General features: G+C 38.5%; 24 protein-coding genes. 4 read left to right on the top strand and 20 right to left on the bottom strand.

Translation table 11 applies throughout. The annotated features are described in order from the left end of the window. Window position 1 precedes the first annotated feature (1 nt). The 3 genes from AB3217_RS01010 to AB3217_RS01000 all read right to left on the bottom strand — a co-directional run bounded on the left by AB3217_RS01010 (window position 2) and on the right by AB3217_RS01000 (window position 2,587). Entirely contained in the window at window positions 2-1,615 is a 1,614-nt protein-coding gene (locus AB3217_RS01010; protein WP_367365528.1) for a peptide ABC transporter substrate-binding protein, read from the bottom strand. A gap of 169 nt (window positions 1,616-1,784) precedes the next feature. Beyond that, entirely contained in the window at window positions 1,785-2,459 is a 675-nt protein-coding gene (locus AB3217_RS01005; protein WP_367365527.1) for an endonuclease III domain-containing protein, read from the bottom strand. Further along, on the bottom strand, window positions 2,456-2,587 hold the full coding sequence (locus AB3217_RS01000; RefSeq protein ID WP_260267302.1) for a hypothetical protein: 132 nt from the start codon (window positions 2,585-2,587) through the stop codon (window positions 2,456-2,458). Before AB3217_RS01000 ends, AB3217_RS01005 begins: the two co-directional genes overlap by 4 nt. 223 nt (window positions 2,588-2,810) lie before the next feature. Between AB3217_RS01000 and AB3217_RS00995 the strand changes: the two genes are divergently transcribed. Beyond that, window positions 2,811-4,229, top strand: coding sequence for a C69 family dipeptidase (locus tag AB3217_RS00995; RefSeq protein WP_057784388.1), 1,419 nt, complete (start codon window positions 2,811-2,813; stop codon window positions 4,227-4,229). 252 nt (window positions 4,230-4,481) lie between these two features. On the opposite strand, the gene AB3217_RS00990 is transcribed toward AB3217_RS00995, so the two are convergent. The 12 genes from AB3217_RS00990 to AB3217_RS00935 all read right to left on the bottom strand — a co-directional run bounded on the left by AB3217_RS00990 (window position 4,482) and on the right by AB3217_RS00935 (window position 14,184). Then, window positions 4,482-5,453: a peptide ABC transporter substrate-binding protein gene (locus AB3217_RS00990; protein ID WP_317762814.1), complete on the bottom strand. Its 972-nt coding sequence runs from the start codon at window positions 5,451-5,453 to the stop codon at window positions 4,482-4,484. Between the two features lies 1 nt (window position 5,454). Continuing rightward, window positions 5,455-6,114, bottom strand: a complete 660-nt coding sequence (locus tag AB3217_RS00985; RefSeq protein WP_317762812.1) for a peptide ABC transporter substrate-binding protein — start codon at window positions 6,112-6,114, stop codon at window positions 5,455-5,457. 358 nt (window positions 6,115-6,472) lie between these two features. After that, entirely contained in the window at window positions 6,473-7,861 is a 1,389-nt protein-coding gene (locus tag AB3217_RS00980; protein ID WP_367366105.1) for an ATP-binding cassette domain-containing protein, read from the bottom strand. Continuing rightward, window positions 7,840-8,070, bottom strand: a complete 231-nt coding sequence (locus AB3217_RS00975) for a hypothetical protein (RefSeq protein ID WP_367365526.1) — start codon at window positions 8,068-8,070, stop codon at window positions 7,840-7,842. The genes AB3217_RS00980 and AB3217_RS00975 overlap by 22 nt, the downstream gene beginning before the upstream one ends. Window positions 8,071-8,102: 32 nt before the next feature. Beyond that, window positions 8,103-8,318: a hypothetical protein gene (locus tag AB3217_RS00970; protein WP_367365525.1), complete on the bottom strand. Its 216-nt coding sequence runs from the start codon at window positions 8,316-8,318 to the stop codon at window positions 8,103-8,105. Next, entirely contained in the window at window positions 8,308-8,844 is a 537-nt protein-coding gene (locus AB3217_RS00965) for a hypothetical protein (protein WP_068806723.1), read from the bottom strand. The genes AB3217_RS00970 and AB3217_RS00965 overlap by 11 nt, the downstream gene beginning before the upstream one ends. 436 nt (window positions 8,845-9,280) lie before the next feature. Further along, on the bottom strand, window positions 9,281-10,339 hold the full coding sequence (locus AB3217_RS00960; RefSeq protein ID WP_057784210.1) for a PTS sugar transporter subunit IIC: 1,059 nt from the start codon (window positions 10,337-10,339) through the stop codon (window positions 9,281-9,283). 24 nt (window positions 10,340-10,363) lie between these two features. Beyond that, window positions 10,364-11,551, bottom strand: coding sequence for an aminotransferase class I/II-fold pyridoxal phosphate-dependent enzyme (locus AB3217_RS00955; RefSeq protein WP_367365524.1), 1,188 nt, complete (start codon window positions 11,549-11,551; stop codon window positions 10,364-10,366). Between the two features lie 307 nt (window positions 11,552-11,858). Further along, on the bottom strand, window positions 11,859-12,044 hold the full coding sequence (locus AB3217_RS00950; RefSeq protein WP_068806733.1) for a hypothetical protein: 186 nt from the start codon (window positions 12,042-12,044) through the stop codon (window positions 11,859-11,861). Continuing rightward, window positions 12,037-12,726, bottom strand: a complete 690-nt coding sequence (locus AB3217_RS00945) for an NAD(P)H-dependent oxidoreductase (protein WP_057784207.1) — start codon at window positions 12,724-12,726, stop codon at window positions 12,037-12,039. Before AB3217_RS00945 ends, AB3217_RS00950 begins: the two co-directional genes overlap by 8 nt. A gap of 17 nt (window positions 12,727-12,743) precedes the next feature. After that, window positions 12,744-13,865, bottom strand: coding sequence for an A/G-specific adenine glycosylase (gene mutY / locus AB3217_RS00940; RefSeq protein WP_057784205.1), 1,122 nt, complete (start codon window positions 13,863-13,865; stop codon window positions 12,744-12,746). After that, complete coding sequence (locus tag AB3217_RS00935; protein ID WP_057784216.1) at window positions 13,858-14,184, bottom strand: hypothetical protein; 327 nt, start codon at window positions 14,182-14,184, stop codon at window positions 13,858-13,860. Before AB3217_RS00935 ends, mutY begins: the two co-directional genes overlap by 8 nt. Before the next feature lie 138 nt (window positions 14,185-14,322). Between AB3217_RS00935 and AB3217_RS00930 the strand changes: the two genes are divergently transcribed. The 3 genes from AB3217_RS00930 (at window position 14,323) to AB3217_RS00920 (ending at window position 17,191) form a co-directional block, all read left to right on the top strand. Then, on the top strand, window positions 14,323-14,475 hold the full coding sequence (locus tag AB3217_RS00930) for a hypothetical protein (protein WP_157077524.1): 153 nt from the start codon (window positions 14,323-14,325) through the stop codon (window positions 14,473-14,475). An 89-nt stretch (window positions 14,476-14,564) separates the two neighbouring features. Further along, the gene (locus AB3217_RS00925; RefSeq protein ID WP_367365523.1) at window positions 14,565-15,758 is read left to right on the top strand and encodes an MFS transporter; all 1,194 of its coding nucleotides are present in this window, start codon (window positions 14,565-14,567) and stop codon (window positions 15,756-15,758) included. 191 nt (window positions 15,759-15,949) lie between these two features. Beyond that, window positions 15,950-17,191, top strand: a complete 1,242-nt coding sequence (locus AB3217_RS00920) for an ISL3 family transposase (protein WP_063697918.1) — start codon at window positions 15,950-15,952, stop codon at window positions 17,189-17,191. Between the two features lie 110 nt (window positions 17,192-17,301). Here AB3217_RS00920 and AB3217_RS00915 read toward each other — a convergent pair whose 3' ends face one another. The 5 genes from AB3217_RS00915 to AB3217_RS00895 form a co-directional block, all read right to left on the bottom strand. Next, complete coding sequence (locus AB3217_RS00915) at window positions 17,302-17,523, bottom strand: hypothetical protein (RefSeq protein WP_057784201.1); 222 nt, start codon at window positions 17,521-17,523, stop codon at window positions 17,302-17,304. Between the two features lie 228 nt (window positions 17,524-17,751). Beyond that, window positions 17,752-17,985 carry a DUF2922 domain-containing protein gene (locus AB3217_RS00910; protein WP_057784200.1) on the bottom strand — a complete coding sequence of 78 codons (234 nt, stop codon included), beginning with the start codon at window positions 17,983-17,985 and terminating at the stop codon, window positions 17,752-17,754. 60 nt (window positions 17,986-18,045) lie between these two features. Continuing rightward, window positions 18,046-18,252, bottom strand: coding sequence for a hypothetical protein (locus tag AB3217_RS00905; RefSeq protein WP_057784198.1), 207 nt, complete (start codon window positions 18,250-18,252; stop codon window positions 18,046-18,048). 307 nt (window positions 18,253-18,559) lie between these two features. Then, on the bottom strand, window positions 18,560-19,393 hold the full coding sequence (locus tag AB3217_RS00900; RefSeq protein ID WP_057784194.1) for an energy-coupling factor transporter transmembrane protein EcfT: 834 nt from the start codon (window positions 19,391-19,393) through the stop codon (window positions 18,560-18,562). Continuing rightward, window positions 19,386-21,095, bottom strand: coding sequence for an ABC transporter ATP-binding protein (locus AB3217_RS00895; RefSeq protein ID WP_367365522.1), 1,710 nt, complete (start codon window positions 21,093-21,095; stop codon window positions 19,386-19,388). The genes AB3217_RS00900 and AB3217_RS00895 overlap by 8 nt, the downstream gene beginning before the upstream one ends.

The following is a 21,095-nucleotide window of genomic DNA, read 5'->3' as shown; positions in this document are numbered from 1 at the left end:
TTTATTTTACGGATGCGTATTGATATAACGCTTTTCCAGCTTGGTTTGAATAGGTAAGTCCTTTGACATTCTTGCTAACTAAATGCGTAGCTGTCGATTGATAAAGTGGCACAATCCCTTGTTTAGCCATCAAGTACTTATCAGCTTCTTGCATCAATGCCCAACGTTCACTCGTTGTATGATTATTAGTGTCATCAATTTCACTCATTAACTTGGTGTAATGTTTGTCAGCCCATTTAGTGAAGTTCACTGGATCTTGACCATTACCAAGTTGGAGGAATTCTTCAGGATCTTGATAATCGCCCGTCCAACCATCTAGGTTAATATCATAATCGCCATTTGACGCAACACCAATATGTTGGGAATGAGGCATTGGCTTAATTTCAATGGTTAGCCCCTTCAAGTATTTAGACGCTTGGCCTTGAATGTATTGCCCCACTTGTTTATCAGTTGAGGTGTTATCAACTAACATTGTTAAAGTCATTTTCTTTTTGCCCAACTGCTTTTGAGCGAGTTTCCAATCTTTTTGCGCTTCTGCAACGTTGAAGGAGAGTAAGTTACCCACTTCACTTGCGAAATCTTTACCATTCTTAGCATCCGTAGAATCCCCTTTTGGCACCATATTAAGTGCTGGAACGGAACCATCTGCCAAAACTTTAGAAGTCATCGTTTTTCGATTTAGGATTAAGCTAATTGCTTTGGATAAGTTCTCATTACTGGTTGCCTTACGTTTGTAATTGAATTCGAGAAACGCCATTCGCGAAATTAACTGTGTGCTCAGATTTTTAGTATTGGCAAACTGACTCACGGTTTGTCCCGAAATCGCTGTTTCTTGAACTTTGTTACCTTTAAACAAGTTAACGGCCGTGGTGTCATCCTTAACAACCTGGACGTTCACTTTACTTAATTTAACTTGTTTGGCGTTCCAGTAATAAGGATTCTTAACATATGACCAAGTATCCCTAGTGGCATTCCAACCAACCAATTTATAGGCGCCACTGGAAACGACTTTAGTTGATGATGTCCCATAATTAGAACCATATTTTTTAACATACGAACTATAAACTGGATACAACGATGTTGCTAAGACAGTCTTTAGATATGGCTCTGGTTTTGAGAGCTGAATTTGAAGTGTATGTTTATTCAATGCTTTGACTCCTAAAGCAGAAGGTTTCAGTTTGCCATCTTGAACGGCTTGATAATTTTTGACATATGTCAGTAAGTTAGCCACTTGAGATTTAGTGTCAGGATCTACTTGGCGCTGAAATGAAGTTGCAAAGTCTTGCGCTGTAATCGCCTTACCGTTTGACCATTTCGCGTTCTTCTTAATTTTAAACGTGTAAGTTTTTCCACCATTCGTTGGTGTGACAACCTTCGTCGCAATGCCCGCGACAACTTTTTGATTCTTATCGAGTTTGTATAAACCTCCGTCCGTTTGTGCAAACAAACTACCACTATTTGTGTCACCGCCTTTATTCGGATCGGCCGTCGCTGGATTACCAGCTAGTGTGACATTAATCATTTCCGTATCACTGTCTGCCTTACTTGACGAACAGCCCGCAAATAAAATCCCTGAAAATAAAATTGCCCCTAATGCTAAAAATTTATTTTTCATATCGTTACCCCTTAATGGTATTTATATTCATATTTTCTTTTATTTAAAGAATAAATATTCAATAACTGTATATTAGCATCTTCTCATAAAAAGTCAACGCATTTTTAATTATTTATACAAAAAAATCCATAAATAACGATTTTTACTCATCATTTATGGATATACGCAGTTATTTATTCAATTTTAAATTTACTTGATAGTTATAAAGGAAACTTTCTTCAAAAGCTATTTTTGTTTTTACTGTTTTCCCATAGTTCACAATAAGAGCGTGGAAATTTTGCCATTTTTCAAGATCAAAAGTAACTTGAGCTTCTATTAACGCTTGGGCTTGTTGATATTGACTAGGCAATTTACATCCCAGCCACCCAAACAACCGCCGTGAATAGGCATCAACCATAAAATTGGCCTTATCCAAAACGTACATTAAAATGTAATCAGCAGTTTCATTACCAATTCCTTTCAGACTTAGTAATTCATGGCGCAAATCTGCTTGATGATAAGTTTTTATTTTGGCAAGATCGAATTGATAGTTTTCGAGCCAGTGGCAGATATTAAAAATAGTTTGTGTTTTGCGTGTATAGAATCCGCTGGTACGAATTAAATCTGTGAGTTCTTCTAAACTTAAATGTTCAATCTTTTCTGGATCAAAATTAGTTGCTGTTTTGAGTTTCAATAGACTTGGTGCCACATTTTTCCAATTGGTATTTTGTACGAGAATTGACCCATAAATAACTTCCCAAGGCGACTCGGCCCAATCAGTGCCATCTTGCAGCCAAACTTGTGGACCCATGTTGGTTTCCATAATATTGTATAACTCATTTAAAGTAATTTTTGTTGCTTTCATCGGCGATTTTGCCACCAATTATAAAGATATCCGCCCACCACAATGATGATCAGCACAATGATTTTTGCTGTCGTTCGTGGAAACGGAATGTGGTTAAGTCCGAGTACTAAATTAGAAAATAATATCATATGATCGCTCCATTCTTCACTGTTTATATTCTTATAAAGTCCTGAAGAAAGCAAATAAAAGTGCTGAATAGTGTGATTAAATTTCGTATAGTAGCTTTTTAAAGCATAGACTATATTCATTTATGAAATCGTTTTAATTTGCTTTAACTTGCCACTAATGAAGTCCAAATCAATTTGAGTTAGAATGGACTTAACAAATTTATATATAAAGGGAGTTTTTACATTGATGGAAAAAGCTTGTACCACAGTTTTAGTCGGCAAAAATGCTTCCATTGACGGTTCAACCATGGTTGCCCGTAATGACGACACATTTTTACCAATTGCACCCCACCGTTTCTATATGCATCCCGCAGAAAGTGATGTAAACGAAACAATCACTTCGTCACAAAACGGCTTTACTGCTAAATTACCAAATAACGGCTACCGCCATAGTGCGGTTCCAAATATCAACCCTGCTAAAGACGGAATTTACGACGAAAGTGGCTTTAACGAAAAAAATGTCGCTATGAGTGCTACTGAAAGTGTCTACGGCAATCCTAAGAGTCTCGCTTATGATCCTTTGATTCCCGGCGGATTAGCTGAAGACAGCATGCCAACAATGGTTTTACCATATATTGACTCTGCTAAAGATGGTGTTTCTTATTTAGGTAAATTAATTGCCAAATACGGTTCACCTGAAGGCAACGGTGTTATTTTTAGTGATAAGAATGACGTGTGGTACATGGAAATCGTTACCGGCCATCACTGGGTTGCTCAACGCATTCCCGATGATGCTTATGCAGTTGCTGCAAACCAGGTTGCCATCCAACAGATTGACTTCAATGATCCTGACAACTTTATGTGGTCAGAAGGTATCCAAGAATTTGTCGAGACTAACCATTTGAACCCTGATAAAACTGGTTGGAATTTCCGTCACATTTTTGGCACTTCTACTGAAAAAGACCGTCACTACAACACACCCCGTGTTTGGTTTGGTCAACATTACTTGAATCCAGAGATCGAACAGGATCCACAATCAAGTGAGTTACCTTTCATTTGCCATACAGAACACAAAATTTCTGTTGAAGATGTCGGTTACGTTTTGAGCTCTCATTACAACGAGACTCCTTACGATCCATTTGGTCATGCTGACGATAAAGATCGTTTGAAGTTCCGTCCAATTTCAATGAACCGGACTCAAAACTCACACGTTTTGCAAATTCGTAACAACGTGCCTGATGAGCTTTCCGCTATTTTCTGGTTAAACTTCGGTGTGCCTGCATTCAGTCCATACGTGCCATTCTACAACAATGCTACTGACACAGACCCAAGTTACAGCAACACTTCCGAAACAATGAATTTGGATGATGCTTACTGGATGTACCGAGCCCTCTCATCTGTTGTGGAAGGTCACTACAGCAAATTTATTCAAGAAGATATCGATTATTTAACCGCCTCACAAGAACAATTACGGGCACGGGTTGCTGAAATCGACAAGAAGGCTGCTGATTATTCAGACGATAACTTAACTGAATACTTAACAGACGCCAACCACGAAACTGTGGCAGCTATGAAGAAACGAACAATGACCTTGTTCTATCACTTGTTAACTGAAGGTTTAACCCTTTCAAAATTAACATTTAATATGGATAAAAACCTTTAAAAATAGCCTAATAACAATGAAACAGCTTGGAACTCCAATGTTCCGAGCTTTTTTGTTCATATGTGAAAATGCACTATACTGCATTTTCATAACAAAACGGACTCAAAATGCATTACGTTGCATTTTAGTGATGATTTTCACAAATAAGGCAGTATCCTGCATTTTACCTAAAGAATTCTCTTCAAAAATCCGCAAACAAAAAATCAAGCCGTCTCCACACGAGATTGACTTGATTTTTAAATATGTGTTTATCTATTTTTCAACGTGCGCCCACTTATAATCATAAGGAGCACCAGTTGGATGGTAGACAATTCCTTTAACTTTGGTGTTTACAAGCTGAGTTTGAACAGCTTGATAAAGTGGGACAACGGCTTCTTGCTGCATCAGGAGTTTTTCTGCCTTAACGAAGTCTTCGTAACGTTTCTGTTCGTTATTTGCATCTTTTCCATTAGTTGCTGCAACGAGTTTGTCATATGTCTTGCTTGAGAAACCACCATAGTTATATGTGTTGCCAGTTGTTTCAAGCTGTGCAAAGGTCAATGGATCTGTGTAATCACCGATCCAACGAACAACGGCCATATCAAATTTACCGCTAAGCTCTGCACTCTGTGCGCCCTTGGCAGGCAAGGAACGCACTGTAACTGTCGCACCTGGCAAGCTTTGCTCAACTGCGCTTTGAACGGCTTCAGCAACTTTCTTTTGTGAATCGTCGTCACTAACCACTAATTCAAAGTTAACTTTAGATTTCCCGGTCTGTTTGAGACCCTTTGCCCAGTACTTCTTGGCTTTGGCAACGTTGTGTTCCACAGCCTCTGAAACGCTGGCATCCTTGGTAAAGTCTGTACCAGTCTTGGGATTCTTCACAAAACTGGTTGGCATAAAGCCGGTTGCTGGTGTCGATCCATCTGCCAAAACTTTTGAAGTCAAAGTCTTTCGGTTGATTACTAACGAAACAGCCTTACGGACATTACCATTGGCAGTTGCTTTGCCTTTCTTGAAACTCATCGCCAAGTAAGCAGTTTGCCCCTGTTCATACTTCACAAACGCTTTATTAGTTTTTTCTTGGCTAGCTTGTTCACCAGAAAGCAATGCATCAGACAGTTTGCCAGCTTGATACAGGTTCAAAGCAGTGTTCGGATCTTTAACCACTTTAACGGGGATTTTGCTTACAGCAACGTTCTTTTTATCCCAGTACTGCGTGTTCTTGACAAGTTTCCAACTCATGTTAGTTCCGCCAGCCGACCATCTTAAACGGACCACTGTAAACCATGTACTTGCTGGAAGTACCGTATTTAGTGCCATACTTTTCAACAGCCTTTTGATCCTGTGGGAAGAATGTCCCAAATGCCATTAAGTACTTAAAGTATGGTGTAGCTTGGGTTAACGTAACTTGGACAGTTCGTTTGCCAATCGCCTTAATGCCCAGTTTGCTTGGCTTCATCTTGCCAGCTGAAATTGCTGACGCATTCTTCACGTTTTCCATGATGTAGGCATATCCAGCCTTCGTATCAGGATCGGCCGTTCGTCGCCAAGAATAAACAAAATCTTTTGCAGTTAAAGCATCCCCGTTACTCCATTTCAAACCTTTTCGGAGTGTGAATGTGTATGTTTTCCCATTGTTTGTGGGTTTGACAACTTTTTCTGCTAATCCTGCAACGACCTTGTTACCTTTCGCAACTCGATACAAACCTTCTTCAGTATTATTAATCATATTGAAAGAAGTTAAATCGATTGCTTTTGAGCCATCAATAGTTGTTAAGTCCGATTGCTCCATAACACTAAAACTCTGATGTTTGGCTTCGGAACTCTTTGCGCTCCCGCAACCTGCCAATAATACTGATAAAAGAAGTGTCGCCGTGCCTAGCTTTTTCCACTTATTTTTCATACTCAAATCCCCTTAAAAAAGTATTTTGAAATGCCTAAAGCAAATTAAAAGAGGATAAAAAAATACCCACCGCATCTTTCCTTCGAAAGCACGATGGGTAACTTTTTTATCCTCTTTTTGGTTCACTAAAAAGTTATTAGCTAAAAGGTTAAAGTCACAGCACCGTGCACTTTAATAATTAAGCTAATAATGACTAAATTGATCAAGTTAACTAATTTATGTGTACATTGCATGTGACTTCATCTCCCTTTGATTTAATAAACTTATTATAGCGAGATAAAATGAGAAGTCAACATGTTTTTTAATTTTATTTTAACTTTGTAGCTGGAATTTACACCCACATCGATATTATCTGTTTTTAGCTCAATTGAATAATTTGATCAAACTCACTCAATAACTTCCGATCACTGGTATGTGTGATCATTAACAAAGTAATACTCTTTTTACTCAGCAACCGTCTCACAATGTCTCTAGCATTGCTTTCATCCAAAGCAGAAGTTCCTTCATCTATAATCAAAAATTCTTTGTTACGAATTAATGCACGAGCCAATGAAATTCTTTGCAATTCGCCACCGGATAATTTTTCATCATTGGGACCCACTACAGTATCTATACCATGCTGTAAATTACCTACGACAGCAGATAAGTTCACTTCATTCAAAGCATCAGGCAACTTATCTTCCAACGTTTCGTCAAATAACAAAACATTTTCAGCAATTGTAGTCCTAAACAAGTGACTATGCTGTGGCACAATCCCTATCAAGTGATGTAACGAATTCAAACTAATATCTTTAATTTCTTGACCATTTAACGTGAACTCTCCACTGTAATCTGAAAGTTCACCTGATAGAATATTAATTAAAGTGGTTTTTCCAACTCCACTAGGACCAACTAATGCAACCTTATCACCTTGCTTGATATTAAAATCAGGGTATTTAATTATTTTATCTTTGTAGCGGTAACTTAAGTTATTTGCACAAAGTTTTACTGACATATTTGGTAATAATATGTTTTTTTCTATTCTTCTATTATCAACCGTATATAGTATCTCTTGATATTTTTTACTAATTGATTTCCCAGATATATGTGTTGCAATATTATTACTGATTGTGACAAGTCCAGTAAATATTGAAAATATAAAACTCCCAATATTTACTACAATTCCGAAGGGAACTAATCCATTAAAATAAAGAATACTCGCTAAAATAGTTAAAGAAACAGTAGAAATATTTGAAATAATATTACTCCACTCACCAACAAAACTATTTATTTTTGCCTCTTCAATATAGCTATCCTCTAATTCTGTAGCTTTAGGGCTTATTATTGACCATAACTTATTTGTAACCTGACTCCAGCTCAAATCATACAATCCGCCAAGCCAATCATTCAAAGTTGATATCAACTTTTGATTAGATAATGAAATGTCTTCCGTAACTTTAGTTAAGCGTTTATTAAAGAATTCTGGAGCAGTCAACATTAATGCTGCAAAAAACATAGAAGCTAACACTAAAGACCAATGAAATGTAAATAAAGCAAAAATAGAAAAGCCAATTTTAAAAACTGCGTTAACCATCTTTAAAAATCCCCACAAATATTTTTCAGATAGTAATAATAAATCATTGGTCAGTGCATTAATATGCTTATTGACATCTATTTCAGAAAAATTAGTTTTTTTTATCAAACTTTGGATATAGTGATACCGTAAATCATGGTTATAGTTTTGAATCATTTTTTTGAATAGACACAGGAAAGATAGGTTGTAACATCTGATAATATTGAAAATGCAAAAAACAAAAAATTCATTTGAACAAATTTGGCCAAATTTCTTTGATTAAGCGCATTAAAAGAATACGCAAAAATTACACTACCAATTGCAGAGCTTCCCATACTTACAACACTTAATAATATATTAAATATAAATAGTGCTGGTTTCTTAGAAACAAAGTCTTTAATCATTTTAGTCACCTATCTTTTTGAAAATCGTTTATTTAATTGCTTGTTTTTCGATAAATAGTGTTATACATTCCATATACCATTTCAAGTCCTTCAAAGCCTTCAATGAAACCAGACACTAATTTATGCTTAGAAAAGTTTGTCAGATAAGCTTTCCCAGATCTTATAGTAGAAAAATTAAGAGAAAATTCCAGTTGTTTCTTAATCACTGCTTCAGCTACTTTTACAGATGTGTTTTGCCTAATTATCATTGATTGAGTCAATACATTTTTTTGCTTGTTTAAAATAAAAATCCCAGTTATTTATTAATTTGTTCGAACATACCTGTTGCAATAATAAGTTAAGTAGATTTTGTTTATCCTGCCGATCTAAAAATAAGTATTTTTGTGGAACAACAAAACTCGGTAATTCTGTACGTAAATATTGAAGGTCTACCTTTTTAAACTGGTAAACTTCAATAATCGGAATAATATATCCTGTATTTTTTTCTTTGAAGTAATCAAATATATCACCGTAATTATCGTGTTGAATCGTTTCCCCGATCGTAGCTAACTTATGTGCATTATCTATAATTGGGGCATCGCATTTGATAAACATTTCAATACCACCATTTTTTCCAGTAGTGTAAACAAAGGCTTGAAACGGATCATTAAAAAACTTTTTTCTATATTCAATGACTTTTTTGCCGCTTAAAATTTGCTTGACATATATCTTGTGAATTGATATTAGTAATGTAGGTAATAACGGGTCATAGACATCACATATTTTTTTAGGCATTTGATAAGACCTCGTTCATACAGTCAAAAAATTCTCCATGAATAACCTCATAACAATCAAAATTCTTATCATTTATAATATAACTAGCCATTATAATTTCCTTCTTTATAAAATGTGTTGGCATTAATTATAAAGTGATTAGAATGTATGTCAATGGTTATCATACTGTTTTAATTATTCAAATAAGGAGACGAGATATATGAACACAACTCAAAATTCTAACGATGCTGTTTCTTTTATCTACGAATGTCTTGTTGATAATCCAACGAACGTTTAACGAATGTGAATTTATACATTCAATATAAGCCAATAGCTTTAGTTACAAATAACTGTTGGCCATTGATTAATAAAAAGCGGTGCTCAAATCTCTAGATAAGAATTTGAACACCGTTTTTTTCGTTTATAGAGGCTACTCAATCTGAACTTCAAAATTTTTTTAAGCGTAATTCAACTCAAAATCACTGTTTTCGTAGTAATGGAGTTTCGTTGCAAACAGGTAATTGCTGACCAATCCTAATCCAATTGGTAACACAAGAAACATAATGGTTACCAAAATTATCGAGCCAGCTGTAACTTGTTCCATCCCGTTAAGTGCGGCAACAGGTCCGATTAATCCGGAGAAACCAAAGCCAGCACTCATTGCAGTTCCTTGAATATTCAAGACAGCCCCGAGGCCACCCAAAATTCCAGCGTTAATCATAATTGGCACAATTAATTTTGGGCGTGACATAATGTTTGCCATTTGCATCTTTGGTGATCCCAAGAAGTGGGCCAAGGAAGTCCCTACTGAGTTTACTTTCCACCCATAGATTGCCAAGGCAAATCCCGCTGCAACAATCCCTAAGTTTGCTGAACCAGCTGCCACGCCATGAATACTGATAGCTGCAGCAATACCGACCGATGAAATTGGTGAAATAATTAAAAGTGCAAAAACAATTCCTAATAAAACACCCATCAGTAATGGCTGTAAACTGGTTAATTGCATAATTCCAATACCGAGAAGTTTTGTAATCCCACTAACGGGACCCAACGTTAAAATCCCAATTCCGCCGGCAATCACCAGCACTAAAGTTGGAATTAATAAAATCGTGTAAGCTTTTAGCCGTTTGCCTAATAACAAAATCAGCACGTAACCAATCATAATGGTGATCGCAATATTGATCACATCTCCTGTACCGCTCACTAAAAATCCGTTGGTACCGACTTTAAAATTGCCAGCTCCCATCACCGCGGCTAAGGCAATTGAAGTGGTTTGAATCGGTGAAAATTTAGCCAGCATCCCCACGCACACTGCACTCACTGCTGGTAACAATACCATCGCGGCATTCGTCATCATCATAATACTACTGCCCGCTGGAAATACTGGTAATAGGGCAGTTAACAATTGATTCAATAACACGCTTGGGACTAACGCCACAATAATTCCAATTGATAATCCGTTTAAGGTATTCATCACAACTTCTTTACTAATTTTCTTGGTTTTAATCTGATCCATATCGACCACTCCTCGTATTATGTGTTAGTTGACAGTTGATAACGCCTGTTTTGCTGCATAGTCTTGAATACGACTAATTGCCTTTTTTAAATCTTCCGTGCTAGCTGCATAGCTAATTCGGACGTAGCCTTCACCACCAGGACCAAACGAAGCTCCCGGAATCACAGCCACTTTTGCTTTTTTAGCCAAATCGTAACAGAACTTCCAACTATCTTGATTCAAAGTTGCTGGAATTTTGGCAAATAGGTAGAATGCCCCGTTAGGACTCGCACAGGTGAACCCGGCTTTAGTCAGACCTTCTAATAATAAATCACGCCGGGTTTGATAAACGGCGCGCATTTTCTGCCCATCATCCATCCCGTTTTCAAACGCTTCTTGAGCCGCAGCTTGGGCGTTTGTGATTGCCGAAGTAATCGCAAATTGATGCACTTTGCCGATTTGAGTAATCACATCCGATGGTCCACACAACAATCCAATTCGCCAACCGGTCATCGCGTGTGACTTGGAAACGCCGTTTAAAACAAGGGGTTGTTCTGGCAAAATGGTCCCCATTGAAACGTGGGTTCCTTCATAAGTTAGCTCACTATATATTTCGTCACTAATGACAAAAATATCGTATTTAGCAATAACGGCCGCGATTTTTTCGAGATCCTCACGTTGATAGGTTACGCCGGTTGGATTATTAGGAAAGTTAAGGACAACGGCCTTTACCGTATCCTTATTTGCTTCAATCGCGGCAGCCAACTTCTCTGGTGAAAGAATAAATCCATTATCGGAGGTATCCACGAAGATTGGCTTGGCACCATTTAACATCGTAATCGGAATATACAATGGGAAAATTGGCGTTGGCACAATTACCGTATCGCCCGCATTCAAAATTGCAGTTAACGACGAATAAATGGCTTCGGTGGCACCCGTTGTGACTAGGATTTGCGACTCTGGTTTGTAATCCAATGCATACTTTTGTTTCAAAAAGTTGGCAGCTGCTTTACGCAATCCTAACGTCCCCCGCGAATTAGTATAGTGGCTTTCATTATTTTCAATACTTCGAATTGCAGCAGCTTTAACGTGCTCCGGCGTATTAAAATCAGGTTCCCCTAACGTCAGTTTGACAATATCGGGAATCTCCGCAATTTCCTGATTAAACGCCAAAATATCTGAAGGCTTTAACTCTGCTAACTCTTTTTTCATGTGACCAATCAATTTACTCATGTCTCTTCCTCCTCATAAAATATAAAAACCCTTCCCAGTCACGATTAATGACTGAAAAGGGTTCAGTAACACTTTTATACCCCCGCACAGTCATTTACGTGATCTGTGCGGCCGGTTTTAGTTCACTCTAAAACGCTTTTGGCTCCCACAAATCACACATGGAAAAACCAAAAGTAATAACGACTGCTATTCAATTGAGTTTGTGGTTTAATTTTCATAATTAAAACTCCCTTGAATTGAAGATGTGTTTTTATCATACCATTTTAATTCTTTTAATCAAGCTATAATTTAAATTTTTTTCGATAAACTACCATTTGCTTGGATTCCAAGTTCGACCATCAACCTCACCCTGACTTTGAATTAAACGTTTTTGCTGCTCTTCAACTAAATCAAGTAAGGCTAGATAAAAGGCCCGATCCTCATACTGTTTACTCATTTTCGATAACTCTTTTAATTGTGCTTCTACCCATTCATTGGTATCCAATTTACTCATCCTCGTCATCTTTGATCATTGAAAGTGTCCAACCCAATTCTTCCAAATCTTCCCGATTATCCTGAATGGCCGTCAAAATCTGTGTTAATTTTTGCGAATCAGGTGAATCTGCTAGTTTTTGTTTGAGTTGATCTTCAAACCATAACTCACGTCCATGAAAATTTTGAAATTCAGCATTGGTAATATATTGTTGATAATCAATGACCAACCGTTGTTTCGCCGTCTCAGTTAAATAAGCAAACTGAAAGATTGAAAACGGAGGTAAATAAGTCATACCAGCTTTATTTGCCAACGCTTGGTAGGGACGTAATAATTCCGACAAGGTGAATTGTTCATCCCCACCAGCTACAAAACCACGCTGAGGATCGCCAGTGGAAACGACAATGCCCAGTTCCTTTTTAGCTAGTGCACGTTGAGTTCCGTATACAAAATTACGGTTTAACACCTCATCTTCCCACTGTTTTAAAACAGCCGGTGCGCTATACCAATACAATGGAAATTGAAAAATAATCCGATCATGTTTTTGTAGCAAAGCCTGTTCAGCAGCCACATCAAAATGAGGTTGGGTCACGTCCAATACATGCCACGTCACATCTTCCATTTTAGTGAGACTAGTTTTTAGGAATTTTTGAGTTCCAGACTCAATCAATTTTGGATGAGCCACAATAATTAAAGTTTTCACGCTTATATCCCTCTTGTTTAAAATAACTTAATTTGCCGTTTTTCATAGGCTGTCCACAGTTTCTTTTGCAGTGTCGGCCATGCCATCGTCGCCAGTTTCTCGACAGGGACCACCTGACCAGCAAAATGACTCAAGTCTGGTTGATTCTGAAGTTCAGCACTTACTAATGTGACGTGCCACTTTTGATGTGTAAACGTGTGATTTACAATCGGTGCATCCACGAATTGAAGGTCAGCTTTAATTTCAGTGTCGGCCAGAAATTTATTTTCAGCGGCTTCGATAACCATGTCATCAGTCAAATCAGGATTCTCCACTTTTAACTGATCTGTATCTATCAGCGGAAATAGCCACAACTTGGCTAGTAGTTCATTGCTGGCACGTTGCTGAAAAAGGTAACCTTTAGGGGTTTGCAAAACTAACGCAAAGTAGTGTTTATCAACTGGTTTCAAGCGTTTCGAACGGACTGGAAATTCAGCCACACGCCCATCTATGTACGCCTGATTAAATTCTCGAACTGGTGAATGGACATTATCTGGATTCTTGGCTGTCATAAAGCTCGCGCCCAAATCCATAATAGCCTGATTAAAATCACCTGGCCGATCAGCAGGTATAATGTGGCGAATTGCATCCTCAAATATACCACGCGTTTGCGGTTTCGTAATGTCTGCTTCAATTTCTAAAAGTTGAGAAAATACCCGAAACGCATTGCCGTCCACTGCGGGTTCCGGTTGATTAAACGCAATACTCGCAATGGCACCCGCCGTGTATGGTCCAATCCCAACGAGTTCCTGTAATTCGGCTTTAGTTTGCGGCCACTGACCGTCATAATCTGCCAATAGTTGTTGAGCGGCTCGCTGCATATTGCGCACCCGGGAATAGTAGCCCAGGCCTTCCCATGCTTTCAGTAATTGATCTTCGGGCGCTTGCGCCAGCGCTTCAATCGTTGGAAACTGCTTCATAAAACGTTGATAATACGGAATTACCGTAGCTACCTGTGTTTGTTGGAGCATGATTTCTGAAACCCAAATGTGATAAGGTTCATGATCTTGACGCCAGGGAAGGTCACGGCAATTGGCATCATACCAATTTAGTAAGGTGACTCGAAACTCTTTAATTTTTTTATCTGACCATTTAATCATTTTGAAGATTCCTCACAGCTTTTCTGCCTGTTTTTAAAAGTTGTTCATTAATAAATTCCGAAGTGAATCGTTGCAATGGCGTCACAGTATGGCGGCGATTAAATGGCATTTTTTCAACTTCGATTACGGTCACAAACAAATTATTTTCTGTTAAAAATACTTGTCCATTTCGCTTAAACTTGCCTTTAGTATGTTTGCCTGTTCGCCAATCATGAGGTTTTACCTGACCGGACTCGTCTGTTTTAAACTCATAGTTACCAGAACGATTTTTAACCACTGGGATTCCAGTATATCGATAAACTTCATATTTGTCTTTCAAGTCGTTTTGTCCTCCATTTAGGTTCAGTTCAAAATATACACTAAATTCAAAAATTTTAACAATCACCAAAACCACCTTGTACGAAAAAAATGAATATGCTACACTTTTATTATCATTTACACGGAAAGGAGCACGTTTATGTCAGTCATTTCAACATCTAATCATCTTGCTGACTACCTCGATTTTTTGGGGATCGTTTGTGCGGAATCGTACATTTTGAAGGCTAACGGGACCAGTCTGTCCATTTTTAACCCTCAATCTAACTATGCGACCGTTCAAATGCGTGCTTAATTATGAGCCACAATTGAATTTCTTTAAGGCGGGTCGTACTTTCGACTCGCCTTTTTTGATGGTCGCTACACACTTATAGGAGTGACATCATGGAAACTAAATTTTCAAATCATTTATCAGTTAAACGCACCATCCACGCCAACTATCATTATAGTTTTTGGGCATTTTTTAGCATTACCAGCCTCTGGATCATTTATTTGACCCAACATGGCATGAGCTTAATTCAAGTCGGTCTCCTTGAAAGCATCTTTCACGTTGCCAGTCTTTTATTTGAAGTACCATCTGGGACGTTGGCCGATCGCTTTTCCTACAAAACAGTTTTAATTATGGGTCGGATCATGGCAATCCTATCTGGATTTCTCTTTTTATCGGGAGCCGGCTTTTGGTGGTTTGCGCTAGCGTTTATCATTCAAGCATTTTCTTATAATTTGAACTCTGGCACCAACGAAGCCCTCATTTTTGAGACTCTCAAGACCGACCATTTAGAGAAACACTATCTCAAAATCACAGCCAATCTCAACGCCATTTATGAACTGGCTGACATGTTGGGACTGATTGTCGCCGGATTCTTTGTGCATTGGCATTTCGAACTAACCTACGTCATTTATATTTTTACGTCTCTTTTGGCCATTATTGCAATTTTGCGAATGCAAGAACCTCATTCTTCAACAACTAGCGAAACCGACTCACCGACAAGCTTTGCCACAATCCTGAAAACTAGCTGGCAGTTTATGACTAGTCATCCCGTCACTACTGGTTTAATGCTGTTTCTGGCCTGCTATGAGGCAATTGGCACTACCTACTTTTTTTATTTTCAAACCCTCATGACCCACTACCATTTTTCGGGATGGCAAATTAGTATGATCATTGTGATTGCCGCCTGCTTTAACATTTTGGGTGCCAAAAGTGCACCGACACTGGAAAATCACTGGTCGAAACGCCGGCTCATTGTTGGTCTGGTCTGTTTAATGATTGTCGGCCTCTTACTCAGTATTTTTCAACACATCCTTATTTTAACCGGCTGTTTTGTCCTAATTGGCTTGGTAACCGCAGTGGTAGAACCAATTTTCAATGATTTTTTACAACAACAAATTCCATCAAACGCACGTGCCACCTTACTCAGCGTTATGAGCATGATGTTTAGCCTAGTTATGATTGCACTGTTTCCAGTTGTGGGTGCCTTAATCACTTGGCTGCAGTTTGGGACAACATTTTTCATCATCGGTATTTGTCTTTTGTTTATTGGATTAATTATATATGCTGACCATTTTATGAAAGTATAGAAAAAAGAATTAGCGAAAATAACACATTTTCGTTAATTCTTTTATTTAATTTGGGTCTACACTTTCTGGTATTGGTGAATAACTAATACCGGTTTTTTGTCTGTTTTGAAAATCAGAAAAATAAAAAAGGACATCTGTCCTCTTTGTGCTACGATTTAATCGCCAAAACAAATCGAAAAGAGGAAATTCAGATGTCCCTAACTAATTCTATCTTATGCTTATTCGAAATAACAGACCCAAACTTAATTGTCACTGGTATTTCTAAAGAACGGTGTTCCACAAACCAACGTATTCATGTCGTCCATGCAACTTTGTCTTATCAACTTTTAAAGTGCCCACATTGTGGCCATAAAAGCTTAATTAAAAACGGAACTCACATGAGTCACCTGCGTTTAGGAACCTTATCCGGTGGTCGTTACGAAATGCATTTAAAACGTCAAAGATACCAATGTAAAGATTGTTCAAAAACCTGTGGTGCTAAAACTAAGTTGGTTAATCGTAACGAAACTTTCACACATAATATCAAACATCAAGTGATCGTTTTGGCACGCGATATGTTGACGAGTAAAGAAATTGCTAAACTTTGTGGAATTTCGCCAAGCAGTGTTCAACGAATCCTAAATGCCAATATTCACTTAGCCTATCGTGTTAAACATCTCCCAGAGAATCTTTGCTTTGATGAATTTCGTTCCTGTAATCACTGGATGTCCTTTAATTGTTGCGATGCCGTTAGTCATCGCCGAATTGTTACTTTAAAAGATCGGCTAAGTAAAGATATCATTGACTACTTTGAAGCTCGTTTTTCGGTTCAAGAACGTGCCCAAGTTCAATCAGTGACGATTGACATGAATGCTGAATATGGCAGCTTCATTCATCGCTTATTTCCCAATGCGGCCACGATTATCGATCGTTTCCATATTATTCAACTGGCTGGGCGTGCCTTAGATAATGAACGCACGCAGACCATTCGTACTATCCAAGATAAGCATTCACGAATTTATCATATTTTAAAATCTCAATGGCGTTTATTTCATCTTGATGAAATAAAAGTTAATGATTCTAAGGCTGTTTATTTACGCGGAATTAACGAGTATATGACGCAACAAAACGCCATTGATTTAGCTCTAGACGCTTTTCCCAGATTTAGATCTGTGTATCAAACCTATCAAGGTATCTTAAGTGCCATACACCAAAAGGATGCTAATGCGTTCCAATCCTTACTTACTAACTACCAACCCACTAGTAATCAAATGGACATAACGATCAACACGTTTATCAAAAATGGTTCAGCCCTTCTAAACAGTTGTCGTTATCCATTTTCCAACGGTCCAATTGAAGGACTTAATCGTAAAATCAAGGCATTAAAGCGTAACTGTTTTGGTTTTCGAAATATTGACAACTTCTTTATCCGGATTAGTTTAATTCATGAGTAAACAAAAAGCACATTCACCGAAGTGAATGTGCCGTTCAAAATCTCCACCAATACGATTTGACAGAGACCCTTTAATTTGAGCAACTTTACAAGCCGTTCAATATTCAATTTTTACTTCAATAACTTCTCAGCTGCAGCCTTTAAGTCGGAATCATTCATGTCTTCCCACTTTGCGGCCTGCTCAGATGTTGCATCGGTATTATGATTGTTGCTATCCATGACTTTGTCCCACATTGCATCACGCAATGGAGTTGCATCGTCACTCCAGTCAAAAATATCTTTGGTTGCCGTGTCTAAAAGCGCGGTTTTTTCTACATAAGCTGTTGCTGCCATATCAAAAACCTCCAATTATATTTTTGGGTGAAGCACAGTAATCTTTCAGTAGCCACCAAGTACCACTTCCGGCTTGCTGTGTAGTCTGTCTTAGTTTAGAATACCCCAACACCCTTGTTATAACACTAATTTTGAAAACTGGCGTAAAAAAGCACTTTTTATTTTCAACTCTCTCAAAAAAGGGGTAACCGCTCCGTTCCCGGAATGCGTTTACCCCTTTTCATTTAATTACGCTTTGATCGCATCATCATCAAACAATGGTGTATCAATTGTTTCGATATACTTAGCAGCTTGTGGTTTGGCATATAATTCTTCGTCATCTTTCACGAATAATTTCAAACCTGCTAATTGTGTCATTGCAGTTTTTACTGCGGGGGCCTCTAACCCTTCATTCACATACTTCAACTTAATGTGACGTACCTTGCCGAGACTGCTTACGAATTCCATATCTAATTGTTTCATATTTGGATCCTCCTTGATTTTTGATGTACATAGTAGTTTTTGAGCGGGATTTTTTTATTTTTAGTTGTTTACAATTTTTTCTGTAGTTGTGACAGTTGCAAAATCAAATTTATCGTTTGAAACTGCTTCAAGAACGCTGCCTAAGCCTTTGATCTGATCGTCAGTGACAGTTTCTGGCATATTAGCGAAACTTCGTTTGAGACCTTCTTCATGACCTTCACCTGACATTGTTACTGCAATAGCAGTCTTTAACCAATTCTTTTCCATTTTGATACCCTCCAAGTTTTCTTTTCATTTTAGTAAGTGTCGCGACGGCTTACATATACTAATAACGTTTCAGGATGCCAAATGTAAACAAAAAAATTAAAAAAAGTGAAAAATTACCTGTTTTGATTCTGAACATAGCGTACTGCGTGGGGTTCCCCCCCTTACGGTCTTCGCCTGCTGCTTTCCGCTGAGCCTTAGGACAGCTCGAGAAAGCAAAAAAGGACCCATAAGAAAACCTCCCGCGGGATTGCGATCCCGCATCCGGTTCCCTTATGGGTCCTTTCTTACCGCTTTCTCTCGCTCACTTTTACCTAAACGGGTCATAAAATCTTCCCGCATTCAGCTTAAACAAACAAATCCCAATCACAACCACCAACGCAATCACCATCAACGCCGCAAAGTCACTTCTCTTCATCGGCTTTTCCGCATACCAACTGCGCTTCTTCAACTTTCCAAATCGACGCAATTCCATCGCCTGACTTATCGTCTCAATCCGATCCAAACTCGTAAATATCAACGGCAACAATATCTGTGCCGCCGCCTTCACCCTATGCGTCAACTTTCCCTTTTTAGAAATCTCATTTCCACGCGCCTGCTGGGCCTTACTAATCTGACGATAATCATTCTGCACATCCGGAATATACCTCAATGCCAATGACACCGCATAACTAATCCGATACGAAACCCCAATTCTATTCAAACTCGATGAAAATTCACTCGGATTCGTCGTCATCAAAAACACCAACGCCAACGGCACCGTAAAAATATACTTCAAAAACAAATTAAACTCGTAAAACAGCTGCTCCCACGTCAAATTGTACGGGCCCACTCCCTGCCAAATCACATGCTCCGACCCATACAAATGCACACCATACTGCGGTCCAAATATATACACTGCAATTAGATTCAACACTGAAAACGCCGTAATAAAGCTCAATATAAAAGAAACTTCATGAAATTTAATCCCAGACAGCCGAAATAACGCCAATGAACCAATCGTCAACACCAGTAAAAAACGAGTGTCAAAGCTCACCATTCCAATCACGGATAACGCAATCAAACCAATTAATTTGGTTGTTCCAGTCAAATGATCCACAAAGTTATCACGTTGTTTATAACCAATCAAAACATTGTTATTCATTCGTCTGAACCACCTTTTCTTGATTGATAAAGCTCGCAATCAAAGCTTCTGGATCAACTTTGATCCGTTGCGCCAATGTAAACAAACTCGTTTCCACTAATGACGCCTGTTTCAAGAGATCCAAATTTGCGAAGAGTTTCATCGGCTGATCATCATAAGCAATCACACCGTTATTTAGCACCACAACGCGATCTGTATATTCCATCATTAAATGCATATCATGGGTAATAAAAATCACCGAAATACCAATTTTACGATTTAAGTCACGAATAAATGTCATCATCTCTGTATAATGTTGCCAATCTTGACCCGCGGTTGGTTCATCTAAAATCAGTAGCTCCGGATTCAAAACCAAAATTGCGGCAATCGTGATCCGCTTTTTCTGACCAAAACTCAACGCCGAGATTGGCCAATGACGAAACTCAAAAAAGCCGCAAACCTTGAACGTTTCAGCAACGCGCCTTTCAATTTCATCTGGAGCAACTGCCCGCAAAGTCAGGCCTAGCGCCACTTCCTCAGAAACAGTATTCTTTGAAATCATCATGTTAGGATCCTGCAAGACATACCCAATATGATCGGCACGTTCTTTAATCGACGCCTCATTAATCGAATGACCATTCAAAACCAAATCACCCGAGCTTTGGTGAAGAAAGCCAGTAATAATGTTACTTAATGTCGTTTTACCAACGCCATTGCGACCTACTAGGCTCACCATTTCACCCGCATTAATGTTTAAGTTTAATTTATTTAAAACCTGTTTCGAATCATAACTAAATGAAATATTATTAGCTTGTAGCATCGGTTTAACATCCATTGTTTGGACTCGAGCCTGTTGTGGTTTAACCCAGGCCTGTAATGCACTGATCGTACTTGCCGACAATGCTACTTTACCCACACTATCCACATCAGCCACCTGAGTTAGATCGATTCCCGCGTATTTTAACGCAGACAAATACAAGGGTTCACGTAATCCCAGTTTAGCTAAAATACCACTTTTCAAAATTGTATTTGGCGTGTCATTGGCGACCAGTTTTCCCTGATCAATTAAGATAATCCGATCAACCGGCCGATATAAAACATCTTCAATCCGGTGCTCAATAATAACCGTGGTTGTTGCTCCATTTTTTTGCATATCATCAATTAACTCAATCGATTCCCGTCCCGCAATCGGATCTAAACTGGCCAGTGGCTCGTCAAATAAAAGGATTTTACCTTCATCCACTAAAACACCAGCCATTGAAACCCGTTGTTTTTGGCCACCGGAGATTTCTTGAGGATGATTATTCAAAATTGCGGGGATTTTCAGCTGTTTCGCCCAATCCTTCGCTTTTTGTTTTAAAACCGACTGATCCTCGGCATCATTTTCCAATGCAAACGCAATATCTTCAGCCACCGTCAATCCCACAAATTGGGTATCTGGATCCTGCAAAACTGTCCCGACACGCAAAGAAAGGTCAAAGATCGTTTGATCCGTGACCGATTCTCCGTTTATGAAAATTTTACCGCTTAGTTCTCCGGGATAAGCTGACGGAATCAAACCGTTCATCAGCCGACTAATCGTGGTTTTTCCTGAACCCGACGCCCCGGCAATCAACACCTTTTCACCAGGATAAATATCAAAACTCAGATGATGGAGCGTCGATTCCGACTGACTTTGATACTGAAAGCTCACATCCTGAAAGCTAATAATTGGTTTCTTCAT

The organism is Pediococcus parvulus (genome assembly GCF_964063155.1).
GTDB lineage: Bacteria > Bacillota > Bacilli > Lactobacillales > Lactobacillaceae > Pediococcus > Pediococcus parvulus.
Note: the sequence above shows the minus strand (reverse complement) of the source record. Positions and strands in the feature narration are given on the sequence as shown.